Below are 15,894 nucleotides of genomic sequence, written 5' to 3' on the forward strand. Positions count from 1 at the left end.
ATACCGATCTGCAGCTTAACCGGCTTCTCAAACAGAATGTCAGAGACGGGCAGAACCTGGAGGCGATCCGCCCCTGGCTGGAGCGTTTCGAAGCTTCGGCGCGCTCCCACCCCGTCGACTGGTACAGCTACCTGGATCTGAAGGTGATGCTGGGGGAGGTCTATCTGGTCAAGCAGGACCGGGTCAGCATGGCTGCCGGGATCGAAGCCCGCTCCCCCTTTCTGGACCGCCGGGTGATCGAAACCGCCTTCGCCGCCGATCCGCAGCTGCGCCTCGAGACCGCCCCCAAAGGGCTCCTCAAAAAGGTGGCCGAGCCCTACCTGCCCTCAGCAATCGTCCATCGCAAAAAGAAGGGACTCAACTACCCCTTCATCGAATGGATCCTCGAAGAGGACGGTGTCGAAGCCCTCTGGCGAGTCCAGCAAAAAACGGGGCTTTTCCGGGAGGAGCAGCTGAGGTTCCTGACGTCGCGGGCCGACCGGGGCAGATTCCGCCAGCACCTCTTTCCGCTTTATCTGCTGGCGAGGTGGATGGAATCAAAATTGAGGATGGAGAATTGAGAGTTGAGAATTTAGGTTTTTACTCTCCATTCTCCATCCTCAATTCTCAATCCTTCCGAAGGATTCTCGGCAGCGTGATGCCCGTCTGCTGCTGATATTTCCCCCGCCGGTCGGCGTAGGTGGTTTCGCAGGGCTCGTCTCCCTGGAGGAAGAGCACCTGGGCGATCCCTTCGTTGGCGTAGATCTTCGCAGGCAGGGGGGTGGTGTTGGAGATCTCGATGGTGATGTGGCCTTCGAAGCCGGGCTCGAAAGGGGTGACGTTGACGATGATTCCGCAGCGGGCGTAGGTGCTTTTGCCCAGGCAGATCGCCAGGACGTCGGGGGGCATGCGGAAATACTCCACGGTGCGCGCCAGGGCGAAGGAGTTGGGGGGGACGATGCAGATATCCCCTTTGAAATCGACGACGTTGTTTTCGCTGAAATCCTTGGGGTCCACCACTTCGGCGTTGATGTTGGTGAAGATCTTGAACTCGTCGCTGACGCGGATATCGTAGCCGTAGCTGCTGAGCCCGTAGCTGACGACCCCCTCGCCGACCAACCCTTCGCAGAAAGGGGTGATCATCTCATGTTCCAGAGACATCTTTCGGATCCAGGAGTCTGATTTGAGGCCCATTTTCATTCCTTTTGGGTAATTTCCGGCCAAAAAAGCCGCATTTCGGGGGAATTCGGTGCAAAAACGCTTTGTTATGCAAGTATGGATATAATGATGCCATTATATCTCAAGGGGGTCGTAAAGCCCTTGAAAGCAGAGGAGAAACGAAGAATGAAATTTGATGAGATCAAAGAACTGATGCGGCTTTTCGGCAAGAGCAAACTGGACCGGATCCAGATCAAACAGAAGGATTTCGAGATCGAGATGGAGAAGGGCGGGACCGTCGTCGTGGAGGCGGCCCCTGTCGCCAAAACCGCGCCGGCCGTTTCGACCGCTGCCCCTACTGCCGTGCCTGCTTCGGCTCCCGCCGCCGAAGAGACACAGGGGGAACCTGTCGCCAAAGGAGAGCTGATCACCTCCCCCATGGTCGGGACCTTTTACGCGGCGCCCTCTCCCGATTCTCCTCCTTTCGTCAAGGTCGGCGATACCGTCCGCAAAGGCCAGACCCTCTGTATTCTGGAGGCGATGAAGATCATGAACGAGCTGGAGGCCGAATACGACTGCAAGATCCTGGAGATTCTGGTCGAAGACGGCGAGCCGGTGGAGTACGACAAACCCCTCTTCCGGGTGGAGAAGCTCTGAGATGGCTGAGATCAAGCGGATCCTCATCGCCAACCGGGGAGAGATCGCTCTGCGGGCGATCCGGACCATCAAGGAGATGGGCAAAGAAGCGGTCGCGGTCTACTCCACCGCCGACAAAGATGCCCACTATCTGAAGCTGGCCGACGCCGCCATCTGCATCGGCGGTCCCAAAGCCCACGAAAGCTATCTCAACATCCCCGCCATCATCTCCGCAGCGGAGCTGGCGGAGTGTGATGCGGTCTTTCCCGGTTACGGCTTTTTGAGCGAGAACCAGAACTTCGTGGAGATCTGCGGCCACCACGGCCTCAAATTCATCGGCCCCGGGGTGGAGGTCATGCAGATGATGGCCGACAAATCCAAGGCCAAGCAGGTGATGGCCGAAGCGGGTGTGCCGACGATCCCCGGAAGCGACGGAGCCGTCCCCGACGCCGAAACTGCCAAGAAACTGGCCAAAGAGATCGGCTACCCCGTCATCCTCAAAGCCGCCGCCGGCGGCGGTGGCCGGGGGATGCGCGTCGTGGAGGACGAGAGCTACATCGAAAATGCCTTTCTGGCCTGCGAAGCCGAAGCGGTCAATGCCTTCGCCGACGGGACCCTCTATATGGAGAAGTTCATCGAAGCCCCCCGCCATGTGGAGGTGCAGGTGATGGGGGACAGCCACGGCAACGCCATTCACATCGGGGAGCGGGACTGCTCCATGCAGCGGCGCCACCAGAAGCTCATCGAGGAGTCTCCCGCCCTGGTTCTGGACGAGGCGAGACGGCAGGAGCTTCTCGAGGCGGCGGTGCGGGCGACGAAACATATCGGTTACGAGGGGGCAGGGACTTTCGAATTCCTCGTGGACAAGCACAAAAACTTCTACTTCATGGAGATGAACACCCGTCTGCAGGTGGAGCACTGTGTCAGCGAAATGGTCAGCGGTATCGACATCATCGAGTGGATGATCCGGGTCGCCGAAGGGGAGGCTCTTCCCTCCCAGGAAGAGATCACCCTCAAAGGTCACGCCATCGAGTGCCGGATCACCGCCGAGGATCCGGTGACCTTCCTTCCCAGTCCCGGCAAGATCCAGAAGTGGATCGCCCCCGGAGGCAAGGATGTCCGCATCGACACCCATGCCTACTGCAACTACATCATCCCCACCCACTACGACTCCATGATCGGCAAACTGATCGTCTGGGGCGAAAACCGCGACCGGGCCATCGCCAAGATGCGCCGGGCACTGGACGAGTTCGAGGTCGGCGGCGTGCGCACCGTCATCGAGTTCCACCGCAAAATGATGCGCAACGAAGACTTCATCTCCAACAACTTCGACACCAAATACCTCGAAAACTACAAAGGCTAGATCTCTATGAAAATTCTCGTCACCGGCACCGCCGGATTCATCGGCTTTCATCTGGCCAAACGTCTGCTGGAACGGGGTGATGAGGTGGTCGGCCTCGACAACATCAACGACTACTACGACGTGCGGGTCAAATACGGCCGACTGCGCGAAACGGGCATCGTTGGGGACGAGGCGATCGAGTACGCCAAGCCTGTTCGGAGTGACAAATACGAGAACTATCGTTTCGTCAAGCTCAACCTGGAAGATCGCGCCGCCATCGACGAGCTTTTTGAAAAAGAGCGCTTCGACGCGGTCTGCAACCTGGCCGCCCAGGCGGGAGTGCGCTACAGCCTGGTCAATCCCCACGCTTACATCGACAGCAATATCGTCGGCTTCGTCAATCTCCTGGAGGCCTGCCGCCACAATAATGTGGGACACTTGGCCTACGCCAGCAGCTCCAGTGTCTACGGCCTCAACGAGACGATGCCCTTCAGCGTCCACGACAACGTCGACCATCCCATCAGTCTCTACGCCGCCAGTAAAAAGTCCAACGAATTGATGGCCCACACCTACAGCCACCTCTACGGCCTGCCGACGACGGGGCTGCGTTTCTTCACCGTCTACGGTCCCTGGGGACGGCCCGATATGGCCCTTTTCCTTTTTACCAAGGCAATACTGGAAGGCCGCCCCATCGACGTCTACAATTACGGGGATATGCGACGGGATTTTACCTATGTGGACGATATCGTCGAGGGGCTGGTGCGCGTCATCGACCATCCCCCCAAGGGCAATCCCGAGTGGAGCGGCAAGCATCCCGATCCCGGCAGCTCCAGAGCCCCCTACAAGATCTACAACATCGGCAACAACAATCCCGTCAAACTGATGGATTTCATCACCGCCATCGAAAAGGCCGTCGGAAAAGAGGCACAGAAGAACCTCCTGCCGATCCAACCCGGCGACGTGCCGGCTACCTATGCCGATGTCAGTGATTTGATCAAGGACCTCGGGTACAAGCCCGCGACGCCGATTCAGGAGGGGATCGATCAGTTTGTCGAGTGGTACCGGGAGTTTTATGGTTGAAAAGTGTATTTGAAGAAATCGAACTTTTTTAGACGTTCTGGAAGATCGTTCTAAAAACCTATATTCTTTATTTGACACCCTATGAGTAAAATGGTAATTTTGCAATTCGAATAATTTATTATATGTTGAAAAACAACACCGTTATCTCTGCTGTAGGGGAGAAGGGAATTATATAGAAAGTGGTTTCATATGGGATGATATGGACTATACTAAAGTCATACGAAGGTGGAGGGTCTTTATGGGAAATAAAAAAATCGCCGTCATCGGCCTGGGATATGTCGGGCTTCCCCTCGCCCATGCTTTTAGCACCAAATACGATGTTGTCGGTTTCGATATCGCCCAGTGGCGCATTGACGAACTACGACAAGGACACGACCGGACTCTGGAGCTCAGTGACGCACAGGTCAAAGAGGCGATTGCCAACGGCATGGTTTTCACCAACTGGCTGGATGAGATCAAAGATTGCAATGTCTACATCGTCACCGTCCCTACCCCCATCGATGAGCACAAGACCCCTGATCTGACCCCGCTCAAAAAGGCCAGCGAATCCATCGGCAAGGTCCTCAAAGCCGACGATATCGTCATCTATGAATCCACCGTCTACCCCGGTACCACCGAAGAGGTCTGCGTCCCCATCCTGGAAAAGGTCTCCGGCCTCAAATACATCTCATCCGAAAATCCAGCAACCAAAAACCAAAAACCAAAAACGAGAGTCGAAGGCTTCTACTGCGGCTACAGTCCCGAACGGATCAATCCCGGCGACAAGGAGCACACCGTCACCAAGATCCTCAAAGTCACCTCCGGCTCCACCCCCGAGATCGCCAAAGAGATCGATGCCTTCTACGCCAGTGTTATCACCGCCGGTACTCACCTGGCTCCCAGCATCCGGGTAGCGGAGGCGGCCAAGGTGATCGAAAACGCCCAGAGGGATATCAATATTGCCTTTGTTAACGAACTGGCCCTGATTTTTGACAAGCTTGGCATCGATACCCACGACGTCCTGGCCGCCGCGGGGACCAAATGGAACTTCCTACCCTTCAAGCCTGGACTCGTAGGCGGCCACTGCATCGGGGTCGACCCCTACTACCTCACCTACAAAGCCAAAGAGGTGGGCTACCATCCGGAGGTCATCCTCTCCGGCCGCCGCATCAACGACAACATGGGGATTCACGTAGCCAACAAAGTGGTCAAACTGATGATCCACAAAGGCCACAAGGTCAAAGGGGCCAAAGTCCTGGTCTTGGGCATCACCTTCAAAGAGAACTGCCCCGACATCCGCAACAGCCGCGTCATCGACGTGATCCGCGAACTCCAGGACTTCGGCTGCGAGGTTGACGTCTATGATCCCTGGGCCGACCCTGAGGAGGTCAAACACGAATACGGTATCGAACTACTAAAAACCATAGACCAAAGACTATCGACCAATTACGACGCCGTCGTGTTGGCTGTAGCCCATAACGAATTCAAAACACTGGATCTGAATAGCGATGACGATATGGTGGTTTTTGATATCAAGGGAATGATGGATAAGGACAGAGTGGATGGGAGGCTGTAATTGCAAATCCTTCAAAAGCTCAATCAACTTTTAAATAGAAGAGACAAAATACTGCTTCTTTGGCTTCTCCTTTTCTCTATAATAATTTCCCTTGTCGAGATGGTGGGGATAGGAGCTATAATGCCGTTTATTTCCGTGGCAAGTGATTTTACTCAAATACAATCGAACCGTTATCTATATAAGGTCTATGATATTTTCGGATTTTCACGACCGACTGATTTTGTAGTAGCTTTCGGTTTGGTATTGGTTGCCTTTTATATTTTTCGTGCTGTTTTGAATTTGGCTTATTTCTATGCGCTTAATAGATTTGCACAGGGGCGCTACCATCTTTTGGCCTATAGGCTGTTTGAAAATTATATGGGGATGGAGTATCAGTGTTTTATTGACAAAAATAGTTCCCATCTCCTAAAAAATATCATCAATGAGGCGAATAATCTCGTTGCTTTGATTTCAGCAGCTCTGTTTATGATGAGTGAAGTTTTTGTATTGATTTTGATTTATGGGATGTTGATTTATGTCAACTGGAAAATGACATTGCTTTTAACAATTTTTTTGGGTTTCAATCTTGTTTTGCTAAAGTTATTTGTTTCGACCAAGATCAAAAAGGCCGGAGAGGAGCGTGAAGGTTTCCAACAGAGATTTTATGAGGTGATAAACAAGTCATTCGGCAATTTCAAGATCATCAAACTCAAATCGGAAGAGGAGCATCTTCTGGAAGAGTTTGGTAGGGCGAGTTTCGGTTTTGCGCAGGCCAATATAAAAAATCAGACACTTTCACAGTTCCCCCGTCTCTTTTTGGAAATGATCGGTTTTAGTCTTGTGGCGATCATTGTTATCTATCTTATCCTCAAGTATCATACCGATATTCAGGGGGCTCTGCCTGTTTTGATGGTATTTGTAGTGGGACTTTATCGTCTGATGCCGAGTGTAAACAGGATCTTCGCCTCTTATAATGAGATTCTTTTTTACAATAAATCTTTACAGATTATCCATAATGAGCTTATCTACGAGCCGGAAGAGCTCGGTGATGAACCGGTGGTATTCGAAAAGAAGATCCGGCTTGAAAATGTGAGTTTTGCCTATGAGGAAAATAAGCCGATTCTGAAGAAGGTGAACCTGGAGATCAGAAAGGGAGAGCGAATCGGTCTAGTCGGTGAGAGCGGAAGCGGCAAATCGACCCTGGTCGATATTGTTATCGGCTTATATAAACCGCTAAGCGGTGCGGTCTATGTGGATGATGTATTGCTTGAAGCCAAAAACCTTAAAAGCTGGAGGAAGAAGATAGGTTACATTCCCCAGAGTGTTTATCTCTTTGACGGCACGGTTGCGGAGAATGTTGCTTTTGGCAGCGAGATCGACCGGGAGAGGGTCAAAAGTGTTCTTGAAAAGGCCAATATCCTTGAATTTTTGGAGACCCATCAAAAGGGCATTGATACCCGTGTCGGCGAAGGGGGGATCAAATTGAGCGGCGGACAAAAACAGCGTATTGCCATAGCGAGAGCACTTTATGATGATCCGGAAATACTGGTACTTGATGAGGCGACATCAGCGTTGGATAATGAAACCGAAGCCAAAGTGATGGATGAGATCTATGCAGTAAGTGGAGAGAAGACACTCATTGTCGTGGCACATAGATTGAGCACCTTGAATCGATGTCAAAAGATATACAGAGTAGAAAACGGGGAGATTTATGGATGAACGTTTTTTGACTCTTTTTACTCCAACATATAATCGGGTTCATACGTTGCATCGGGTTTATGAGAGTATATGCAATCAGACATTGCAAAAAAAGAACGGGGAATATCTTTTCGAGTGGATCGTGGTCGATGACGGTTCGACGGATGAAACGGAAGCACTGATCGAACGCTGGAAAACTGAATCGGAGTTTCCCATTATCTATATCCGCCAGGAGAACAGGGGCAAAGCCGCTGCCGCACTGCGGGCCATCCCTATAGCTAGGGGGGAGCTTTTCTTGTTTGCTGACAGTGACGACCGGTTCGTTCCGGAGACCGTCGAGACTTTTTACGATCTTTGGATGGGATTGACGGCGGAGGAGCGCAAACGCTGCGACGGTATCGGTGTACTGTGCCAGGATCAGCACGGAAACCGGATCGGCAACGACTATCCGATTGTCGGCAGGCTCGTTCCGACCGAAGAAGCGGTTTTCAAGTGGAGAAAACTCGGTCTGGGAGAAACCTGGGCGGTACTCAAGACCGACAATCTCAGAAAATCCTTCGTGATACCGGAAGAGGCGAGAGGACTTCGCTTCATACCGGAAAGTTTTTTCTGGAGCCGGATTGCTTTTGAAGCGGGGAATTTGTCGCTCTTTTGCAATAAGATACTGAGGATCTACTATCGAGAGGGGGCAAGTCTCAGCACCGATATCCGCGATCGATATCCTGAGTCTTTCTTTTTCGAGTCGAAATGGTTCGTCACGCATTATCCCCGGGTACTTTTCAAACAACCGGGACTTTATCTAAAACACCTGCTAAAATATCTCTATTATTCGTTCAAGGTGAATCGTACAATCAAAACGATTTTTTGAAGGGGAAAAGGAAATTCATGTATCCGGTTCTCATCGCCAGTCATGCCAAAGCAGCGGATCTGTGGCCGATTACCCACCATTTCATCCGAAAAAACTGGCCGGATCATCCGCCGATCTATCTGGGGGCCAACGGAGAGGCGGACATTGACAAAGTTCCAGAGGGTTGGCAACTGATCGATCGAGGTGTAGACCGTTCGTTCTCCCGCAGTCTGGCGGAATATCTCGATGCGATTGAGTCCGAATACATCATTTTGATGTTGGACGATTTCGCCATCCTGGAGGAAGTATCGAATGAGCGTCTGGAGAAGACCTACCGCTTTGTCAGAGAGCACGACGCGGTCTATCTGAGACTGGTACCGAATCCTCCGGGCGATCTTCCGTTCGATCACGACTTTATGCGGATCGCGATCGAAAAGCGTCCTCCTTATGCTACCTCTTTGCAGATTGCAATCTGGAAGCGTGATTTTTTGCGAAAACTGCTCGAATACGATTTCAATCCCTGGGAATTCGAGGTCCGTGGAGGCAAGACGGAGGAAGCGTTGGCCAACGCATCTCGGTTTTTTGTTGCTAAAGAACCGCTGATCCGGTATACCCATTTCGTGGAAAAAGGGAAGTTTTTCCCGTTTGTACGTTATTGGAAAGACAAAGGCGTCCCTATCGATACGACACGGGACTACTGGACCGAAGAGGAAGTGCGACGGATGCAGGGCAGTCAACTGCGGCGGTTTGTCCGAATATCTGTTCCAGCAGCTTGGAGAAACCGCATCCGGGTTATGCTGGGATTATCCGAACTGTGAACATGGATTGAAAACGAAATGCAATGGATTCAAAAGTTTGAATATTAGAAGGTGGGATATGGGAGCTGACAAAGCTGGTGAAGAATACTGGAATGCCGTGTGGGATAGCAAAACACTGATTAACGAAATTGATATTGAGTACTACACCAACAAACTTCTTCACGAGTTGTATCGACGTTATTTACCGATAGATGGTACAAAAACGATCGTGGAGATCGGCTGTGCTTTCTCTTCATATTTGCCTTATTTCCATAAACATTTCGGGTATAGAATCAACGGGTTTGATTACGAACCGATAGCCGTAGAGCGGACGAAACAGATTTACGAGTCGATGGGCCTGGAGGCTAACATATATTACAGGGATTTTTTCTCCGACAAAGAAGCGGAAAAATATGACGTCGTAACTTCTTTTGGTGTTTTCGAGCATTTCGAAAACTTACGAGGCAGTATTGCTCATACCAAGTTGTATATCAAAAAAGGCGGTATCATTGTTACCTTGATCCCCAATATGAACGGGATTATAGGGCTGTTACAAAAATCTTTGAATCAAGCGGTCTATGATATCCATATTCCATATACAAGAGAAGATCTGAAAGATTCTCATGAAGCAGCCGGATATAAGACTCTTTTCTGCGATTATTACGGTTTATACCAAGGAGGTGTAGTCAATTTATCTGGGAATCGATACGAAAACGCTCTTCGGAAACTGCTTGCAGTACCGGGAAAACCGTTGTATCATTTTCATCGACTGACGAACATACGACTCGATTCGAAATACCTCTCCCCATATGTCATCTATATTGGAAAGCTGGGAAAATGAAGCTCCTATTCGTCATTTCCTCCCTTTCTGCGGGCGGTGCGGAAAGGGTATTGACGACTTTGGCGAACCATTTCAGCCAATCATGCGAAGTTGTTATTGTGACGATTTCCGACGAGCCGCCGTTTTACCCATTGAGTGATGAGGTGCGGTTGATTCAGCTCGGCCTTATGAGGGAGTCCAAACATATATTTGATACCACGGGGAATACATTACGAAGAATTCGAGAATTGGTGGAAGTCCTGCGAAACGAGGATCCGGACGTCGTGATTTCATTCATGACGCAGACCAATTTTTTGGCCGTCATCGCTTCGAAAATTTCTGGTTATAAAATCATCATCTCTGAACGAATAACATTCGATTACTGGAAATCACCAAAACTGAATGGATTGAGACGGCTTATCTACCCTTTTAGTGACGCACTTGTGACGCAAACTTACGGGGACAAAGATAACTACAAATACCTGAAAAATATTCATGTCATCTACAATCCTCTGTCAAACGGGTTCTCGAAAAATGTTTTTAAAAAAGAAAAACTCGTTCTCGGAGCAGGGAGACTGGATAAACAAAAAGGCTTCGACAAACTGATCCGTGCCTTTCACGGTACCGGTCGGAGTGACTGGAAGCTCGTGATCGCGGGGGAAGGGAACGAGAGAGAAAATCTAGAAAAATTGATCGAAAATCTGGGAGCCTCCAATATCGAGCTGATCGGCAGGACGAAAGCGATTTTCGACTGGTATGCCCGGGCGTCGATTTTCGTCCTCTCTTCCAGTCGGGAAGGATTTCCCAACGTTTTGCTGGAGGCGATGTCGATGGATTGTGCCGTTGTCAGCTTCGACTGTCCCTACGGTCCCGGTGAGATCATCGAAGACGGAATCAATGGGATCCTGGTTGAAAATCAGAACGAAGAGAAGCTGCGAGAAGCATTGGAACGTTTGATCGAAGCTCCGGAGTTGAGAAACAAGCTGGGCGAGGAAGCGAAAAAAGTACGGGAAAAATATTCGATCGAGAAAATTTCAGGCGAGTGGGAACAACTCATCCGGCGTGTTGCGGAGAGCGAGAGCCACGGGGGGGAAAGGTGATCCGACTCGTATTGGCGATCCGTTCCCTCGACATCGGAGGTGCCGAACGGCAGTTCATCGAACTGGTCAAAGGGATCGACAAAACGAAGTTTGAGGTAACGGTATGCACGATGTACGGGGGTGTCCAGGAATCGATCGTGCGGGAGATTCCCGGAATTACATACTACAATCTGGGGAAAAAGGGTCGGTACGATATTTTTGGCTTTTACCGGAAATATCGGGGACTTCTGAACGAAATACGGCCGGATGTGATCTATTCGTTCATGGGAGAGATGAATCTCTTTTCGCTCTGGTGCAAATCGAAGCAGACCAGATTGATCTGGGGCTTTCGTGCTTCCGATATGGATCTTTCCAAATACGGGAAAATGGCCCAACTCCTTTTTTGGCTCCAAAAGAAATCCTCCTGCAGGGTCGATGGGATCATCGCCAACTCCCGTTCCAGCGTCGCTTTTCACGAAACGAACGGATTCTGTATGGAGCGGGCGGTGGTGATCCCCAACGGTATCGACATTGAACGGTTTCGCAGAGATATGGGCAAACGAGAGGCGTTTCGGAAACGGTATGATCTCAGGGAGAACGACATTGCCATCGGGATCGTCGCCCGCCTTGATCCGATGAAAGGGTATCCGGTACTGGCACGGGCGGCAAAAGCGCTGCTCGAAAGGTATGAAAATGTGAAGTTTTTCGCCGCCGGGGATGGGGATCCGTCCATCAAAAACGAGTGCGAAACGATCCTTGGTGAAATCAATGGCTCTAGATTCGTCTGGCTTGGAAGACGGGAAAACATGGAAGAGATCTACAATGGATTGGATATCGCCATCTCAGCGTCTTTGTTTGGAGAAGGGTTCAGCAATTCCGTTGCCGAAGCTATGAGCTGCGGGATTCCGTGTGTAGTGACCGACGTGGGTGACAGCGCCTTCATCGTAGGAGATACGGGTTTTGTGGTACCCTCAAACGACGTTGCGGCGCTCTATGAAGGGTTGGAGCAGATGTTGCGGCGCGATCTGGACCAGTTTGGGAAGTGGGCACGGGCTCGGATTGAAACGAACTTCTCGACCGTCAAGATGGTGCAAGAAACGGAAAGGAAAATCTATGAAGTCATCGAATGACGTAAAACATGAAAAACGGTTCGATTTTGGGAAGAACTGGTCAAGTTTTCTAGACAATTTGACAGATGAACAAATCAACAATGCGAAAGAGGAACTGGCCCGTTGGCTTGGGGATCTACATGGCAAAACGTTTTTGGATGCAGGGAGTGGTAGTGGGATACACAGTCTTGCGGCTAAAATGATGGGTGCCAAAGTGTACAGTTTCGATTACGATCCGCAAAGTGTAGCATGCACAAAAGCACTTAAAGAGAGATTTTTCCCCGATGATCCTAATTGGAAAATCGAACAGGGGAATGTGCTCGATCAATCTTATATGGAAAATTTGGGAAAATTTGACATAGTATATTCTTGGGGGGTTTTACACCATACGGGAAATATGTGGAAAGCTTTGGAATATATTACGATTCCCTTAAAAAAACAAGGGAAACTATATATTGCAATTTATAATACTCAGGTTTACTGGACGAAATATTGGACATATGTTAAAAGAACCTATAATAGCAATATTGTAATGCGATATTTCTGGACCATATTCTATGTCATATTCAACACTACAAAAGGTGCCATAAAAGATATTGTGATGTTAAAAAATCCTTTGACCCGATATAAAGAGTACAAAAAAAACAGAGGTATGTCGATCTATTATGATTTGATAGATTGGATAGGTGGATATCCTTTCGAGACAGCCAAGCCTGAAGAGATCTTTGATTTTTATCGTAAAAAAAACTTTATATTGGAGAAGCTATATACCGCCAATGGAGGGTTGGCATGTAATGAGTTTCTATTTTCCAAGAGTAGTCAATGTGCGGAATAGTAGGTTTTGCCGGTAAAAAAAGGCATATTTTGGAGAAGATGCTGACAAGCATCAGTCACCGCGGTCCGGATGACAGCGGTATCTATGAAGACGAATGTGTTTCTTTCGGGCATGTGCGGCTTTCGATTCTCGATTTGAGCTCCCACGGCCATCAACCTATGGCGTATGACAATCTCGTCATGGTCTACAACGGCGAGGTCTACAATTTCCGCGAGATCAAAAAAGAGCTGGAGGCTCTGGGATATCGTTTCGAAAGCTCCACCGACAGCGAGGTGGTCCTCAAAGCGTGGCACTGCTGGGGCGAAGAGGCGCTGCACAAATTCCACGGAATGTTTGCCTTCACGATCTACGACAAAACGAAGCGCCGTCTCACTCTTTGTCGGGACCGGGTGGGGGTCAAGCCGCTCTACTATATCGATACCCCCGAAAACTTTGCTTTCGCCAGCGAGTTGCGGGCGTTGATGCCAATCAGCCGAAAGAGGATCGACCGTCTAGCCCTGGCGCAGTTTTTCACCCTCGGCTACATTACCGACGATCTGGCCATCTTCGACGATGTCAAAAAGCTCCCGCCGGGCCATCTGCTGCGCTACGACCTGGAGAAAAGAGAGAGTGAACTCGTGCGCTACTGGCGTATCGAAGAGCACTTTCACCCCGGCCAAAAGAGCGAAAAGGAGCTCATCAACGAGTTGGAAGAGAGGCTCATCGAGGGCATCAAACTGCGGATGGTCTCCGACGCCCCGGTAGGGGTGTTTCTCAGCGGCGGCACCGACAGTTCCCTTGTCAGCGCCATTTTGCAAAAGCACTATGGGCAGATCCACACCTTCACCATCGGCTTTGCCGAAGCCGGGTACGATGAATCGGGCTACGCCGCGGCGGTGGCCAAGCATCTGGGCACCCGCCACACCCAAAAGATTCTGGGTGCCCAACAGGCCAAGGAGATTCTGGAACATTTCGTGGAGATCTACGACGAGCCTTTCGGCGACAGCAGCGGCATCCCCACCTATCTGGTCAGCCAGGTGGCCAAAGAAAACGGCGTCAAGGTGGTGCTCAGCGCCGACGGGGGCGACGAGCTCTTCTGCGGATACGAACGCTACTGGTTTACCCATCGTCTGGGCAGAAAATTCCATAAACTGCCTTTGCGCAAAACCATGGCTTCTCTTGTGGGCAGATGCGAACCCTGCCTGATGCGCATCCCCATCAAAAACATGGAACACAAACTGGGCTTTTTGCAAAAGATTTTACGCAGTGATGACTGGTTTGCGATCTATCGAACGATTCTCTCCAACTACCGCGACGATATCGCCGAACTGGGCCTTCCCGCTGCGGCATTCGATCGGGCGCCTTTCGATTTCGGCGAAAAGATCCACCCCATGCAAGGGATGATGCTCTGGGATTTTTACAACTACTTACCCCACGATATCCTGGTGAAAGTGGACCGGGCCACTATGGCCAACTCAATCGAAGGTCGCGAGCCCCTGCTGGATCACGGCATCATCGAATATGCCGCTTCGATTCCTTTTGAATACAAATATCGAAACGGCGAAAGCAAATACATCCTCAAAAAGGTCTTGGAGCGCTACCTTCCCAAGGAGCTGGTCTATCGCAAGAAGATGGGCTTCGGTATTCCCATGTTTGAATGGTTTCGCAATGACCTTGTCGATCTCTTTGATCGATATTTCACCGACGATGAAATCATTGATATGCGTTACCCTAGGAAGATGCTTGCACGCTTCAAAGCCGGTGAATACGTCAATGTCAACAAGCTCTGGTTTGTGTTGATCTACAAGATGTGGCGCGAAAGATATCTTGCATGAAAAGACGATTGTCGATCCTGATCTATTCCATGGGAGCCGGTGGGGCCGAGCGTGTTGTCTCTGTCCTGTTGCCGGAGCTGATGCGACATTATCAGGTGGCCTTGGTGCTGATGAACGAGACGTGCTTCTATCCGGTGCCTGAGGAGGTGGAACTCCATTGGCTGGAACGCTCCGATCCGACGGAAGCGGGGTGGAAAAAGTTTCTCAAGCTTCCGCTGCTGGCCTGGCGATACCGGAATTTCTGCCGCCGAAACGGGATCGGACTCTCCCTGAGTTTCATGACCCGTCCCAACTACATCAATGTACTGGCAAAAAGCATGGGAAGCGGTGCGAGAACCCTCATCAGCGAACGGGCGATGCCCTCGCTGCAATACGGTTACCCCGGGATCGCCTCCCGGCTCAACCGGTGGCTGATCCGCCGGCTCTATCCCCGGACAGACCGAATTTTGTCCAATTCCTACGGGAATCGAGAGGATCTGATCGCGCATTTTGGTGTACCCCCGGAAAAATGTATCGTGGTCTACAACCCCTTCGATTTCGAAAAAATCCGAGGGGAAGCGCAGGAGCCACCGAAGAACTGGAAGAAGGGGGGATTTACCTTTTTAACGGTGGGGAGACTTGACGAGGGAAAGAACCATCGGCTGCTCATTGAAGCGCTGGCAATACTCCAAAAGAGCGATGCGGAACTGGTGATTATCGGAGAGGGACCGCAGAAAGATGCGTTGCGGCATCTGATCAAGCGGTTAGGTCTCGAAAACCGGGTCTACCTGATAGGACGGCGAAGGAATCCTTTCGCCTGGATGCGCCGGGCTGATTGCTTTGTTTTCGCTTCCAACCATGAAGGCTTTCCCAATGTTTTGGTGGAGGCCCTGGCCTGCGGGACCCCTGTCATCTCTACGGACTGTCACAGCGGTCCACGGGAGATTTTGGAGGGGCGGACCTCCTACCGGAAGCATGAGGTGGGGATCCGGACCGTCAAGTGTGGAATTCTGGTGCCGGTCGGGAATGTCGAAGCCATGGCCCAGGCAATGGAAACAGTGTATAATGACACCGATTTACGTCGAGAACTTGCCGCTAAAAGTCGGCACTGTATCCGTCGATATCAAAAAGAAAAAATTGTTCGGGAACTGGTCGGAATTTTAGATGGAAGTTAGGATAAAAAGCGT

15 protein-coding genes are annotated in these 15,894 nt (G+C 50.7%); 14 read left to right on the top strand and 1 reads right to left on the bottom strand.

Translation table 11 applies throughout. From position 1 onward, the window contains the following. Positions 1-560: asparagine synthase-related protein (locus F8I07_RS01320; RefSeq protein ID WP_292654727.1), on the top strand; the 560-nt coding region annotated here is incomplete at its 5' end. 46 nt (positions 561-606) lie between these two features. Here the strand turns inward: F8I07_RS01320 and dcd are convergent. After that, complete coding sequence (gene dcd / locus F8I07_RS01325; RefSeq protein ID WP_292654730.1) at positions 607-1,173, bottom strand: dCTP deaminase; 567 nt, start codon at positions 1,171-1,173, stop codon at positions 607-609. A 150-nt stretch (positions 1,174-1,323) separates the two neighbouring features. Here dcd and accB point away from each other — a divergent pair, with 150 nt between their 5' ends. The 13 genes from accB to F8I07_RS01390 all read left to right on the top strand — a co-directional run bounded on the left by accB (position 1,324) and on the right by F8I07_RS01390 (position 15,882). Further along, on the top strand, positions 1,324-1,794 hold the full coding sequence (accB, locus tag F8I07_RS01330) for an acetyl-CoA carboxylase biotin carboxyl carrier protein (protein WP_292654733.1): 471 nt from the start codon (positions 1,324-1,326) through the stop codon (positions 1,792-1,794). A gap of 1 nt (position 1,795) precedes the next feature. After that, a complete protein-coding gene (locus F8I07_RS01335) occupies positions 1,796-3,136 on the top strand; it encodes an acetyl-CoA carboxylase biotin carboxylase subunit (protein WP_292654735.1) in 1,341 nt (446 codons plus the stop codon). A 6-nt stretch (positions 3,137-3,142) separates the two neighbouring features. Further along, a complete protein-coding gene (locus tag F8I07_RS01340) occupies positions 3,143-4,195 on the top strand; it encodes an NAD-dependent epimerase (RefSeq protein WP_292654738.1) in 1,053 nt (350 codons plus the stop codon). A gap of 238 nt (positions 4,196-4,433) precedes the next feature. Then, complete coding sequence (locus tag F8I07_RS01345) at positions 4,434-5,750, top strand: nucleotide sugar dehydrogenase (protein ID WP_292654740.1); 1,317 nt, start codon at positions 4,434-4,436, stop codon at positions 5,748-5,750. 120 nt (positions 5,751-5,870) lie between these two features. After that, complete coding sequence (locus tag F8I07_RS01350) at positions 5,871-7,448, top strand: ABC transporter ATP-binding protein (protein WP_292654744.1); 1,578 nt, start codon at positions 5,871-5,873, stop codon at positions 7,446-7,448. Next, a complete protein-coding gene (locus F8I07_RS01355) occupies positions 7,441-8,295 on the top strand; it encodes a glycosyltransferase family 2 protein (RefSeq protein WP_292654746.1) in 855 nt (284 codons plus the stop codon). The genes F8I07_RS01350 and F8I07_RS01355 overlap by 8 nt, the downstream gene beginning before the upstream one ends. Positions 8,296-8,312: 17 nt before the next feature. Then, on the top strand, positions 8,313-9,092 hold the full coding sequence (locus F8I07_RS01360) for a hypothetical protein (RefSeq protein ID WP_292654749.1): 780 nt from the start codon (positions 8,313-8,315) through the stop codon (positions 9,090-9,092). 58 nt (positions 9,093-9,150) lie between these two features. Then, positions 9,151-9,912, top strand: a complete 762-nt coding sequence (locus F8I07_RS01365; protein WP_292654752.1) for a methyltransferase domain-containing protein — start codon at positions 9,151-9,153, stop codon at positions 9,910-9,912. Beyond that, a complete protein-coding gene (locus F8I07_RS01370; RefSeq protein ID WP_292654755.1) occupies positions 9,909-10,991 on the top strand; it encodes a glycosyltransferase family 4 protein in 1,083 nt (360 codons plus the stop codon). The genes F8I07_RS01365 and F8I07_RS01370 overlap by 4 nt, the downstream gene beginning before the upstream one ends. Then, entirely contained in the window at positions 10,988-12,100 is a 1,113-nt protein-coding gene (locus F8I07_RS01375) for a glycosyltransferase (protein WP_292654759.1), read from the top strand. Before F8I07_RS01370 ends, F8I07_RS01375 begins: the two co-directional genes overlap by 4 nt. Continuing rightward, positions 12,084-12,914, top strand: coding sequence for a class I SAM-dependent methyltransferase (locus F8I07_RS01380; protein ID WP_292654761.1), 831 nt, complete (start codon positions 12,084-12,086; stop codon positions 12,912-12,914). The genes F8I07_RS01375 and F8I07_RS01380 overlap by 17 nt, the downstream gene beginning before the upstream one ends. Before the next feature lie 38 nt (positions 12,915-12,952). After that, positions 12,953-14,728, top strand: coding sequence for an asparagine synthase (glutamine-hydrolyzing) (asnB, locus tag F8I07_RS01385; RefSeq protein ID WP_292654764.1), 1,776 nt, complete (start codon positions 12,953-12,955; stop codon positions 14,726-14,728). Further along, positions 14,725-15,882: a glycosyltransferase gene (locus F8I07_RS01390; protein ID WP_292654767.1), complete on the top strand. Its 1,158-nt coding sequence runs from the start codon at positions 14,725-14,727 to the stop codon at positions 15,880-15,882. Before asnB ends, F8I07_RS01390 begins: the two co-directional genes overlap by 4 nt. The last annotated feature ends 12 nt before the right edge of the window (positions 15,883-15,894 follow it).

Source organism: Nitratifractor sp. (assembly GCF_015487065.1).
GTDB lineage: Bacteria > Campylobacterota > Campylobacteria > Campylobacterales > Sulfurovaceae > Nitratifractor.

What these genes read in the sequence shown, in the direction of transcription:
- F8I07_RS01365 (WP_292654752.1), top strand. Translation starts at nt 9,151, where the DNA reads ATGGGAGCTGACAAAGCTGGTGAAGAATACTGGAATGCCGTGTGGGAT.
- F8I07_RS01360 (WP_292654749.1), top strand. Translation starts at nt 8,313, where the DNA reads ATGTATCCGGTTCTCATCGCCAGTCATGCCAAAGCAGCGGATCTGTGG.
- F8I07_RS01350 (WP_292654744.1), top strand. Translation starts at nt 5,871, where the DNA reads ATGCCGTTTATTTCCGTGGCAAGTGATTTTACTCAAATACAATCGAAC.
- F8I07_RS01355 (WP_292654746.1), top strand. Translation starts at nt 7,441, where the DNA reads ATGGATGAACGTTTTTTGACTCTTTTTACTCCAACATATAATCGGGTT.
- asnB (WP_292654764.1), top strand. Translation starts at nt 12,953, where the DNA reads ATGCTGACAAGCATCAGTCACCGCGGTCCGGATGACAGCGGTATCTAT.
- F8I07_RS01345 (WP_292654740.1), top strand. Translation starts at nt 4,434, where the DNA reads ATGGGAAATAAAAAAATCGCCGTCATCGGCCTGGGATATGTCGGGCTT.
- F8I07_RS01390 (WP_292654767.1), top strand. Translation starts at nt 14,725, where the DNA reads ATGAAAAGACGATTGTCGATCCTGATCTATTCCATGGGAGCCGGTGGG.
- F8I07_RS01340 (WP_292654738.1), top strand. Translation starts at nt 3,143, where the DNA reads ATGAAAATTCTCGTCACCGGCACCGCCGGATTCATCGGCTTTCATCTG.
- F8I07_RS01370 (WP_292654755.1), top strand. Translation starts at nt 9,909, where the DNA reads ATGAAGCTCCTATTCGTCATTTCCTCCCTTTCTGCGGGCGGTGCGGAA.
- F8I07_RS01380 (WP_292654761.1), top strand. Translation starts at nt 12,084, where the DNA reads ATGAAGTCATCGAATGACGTAAAACATGAAAAACGGTTCGATTTTGGG.
- F8I07_RS01335 (WP_292654735.1), top strand. Translation starts at nt 1,796, where the DNA reads ATGGCTGAGATCAAGCGGATCCTCATCGCCAACCGGGGAGAGATCGCT.
- dcd (WP_292654730.1), bottom strand. Translation starts at nt 1,173, where the DNA reads ATGGGCCTCAAATCAGACTCCTGGATCCGAAAGATGTCTCTGGAACAT.
- accB (WP_292654733.1), top strand. Translation starts at nt 1,324, where the DNA reads ATGAAATTTGATGAGATCAAAGAACTGATGCGGCTTTTCGGCAAGAGC.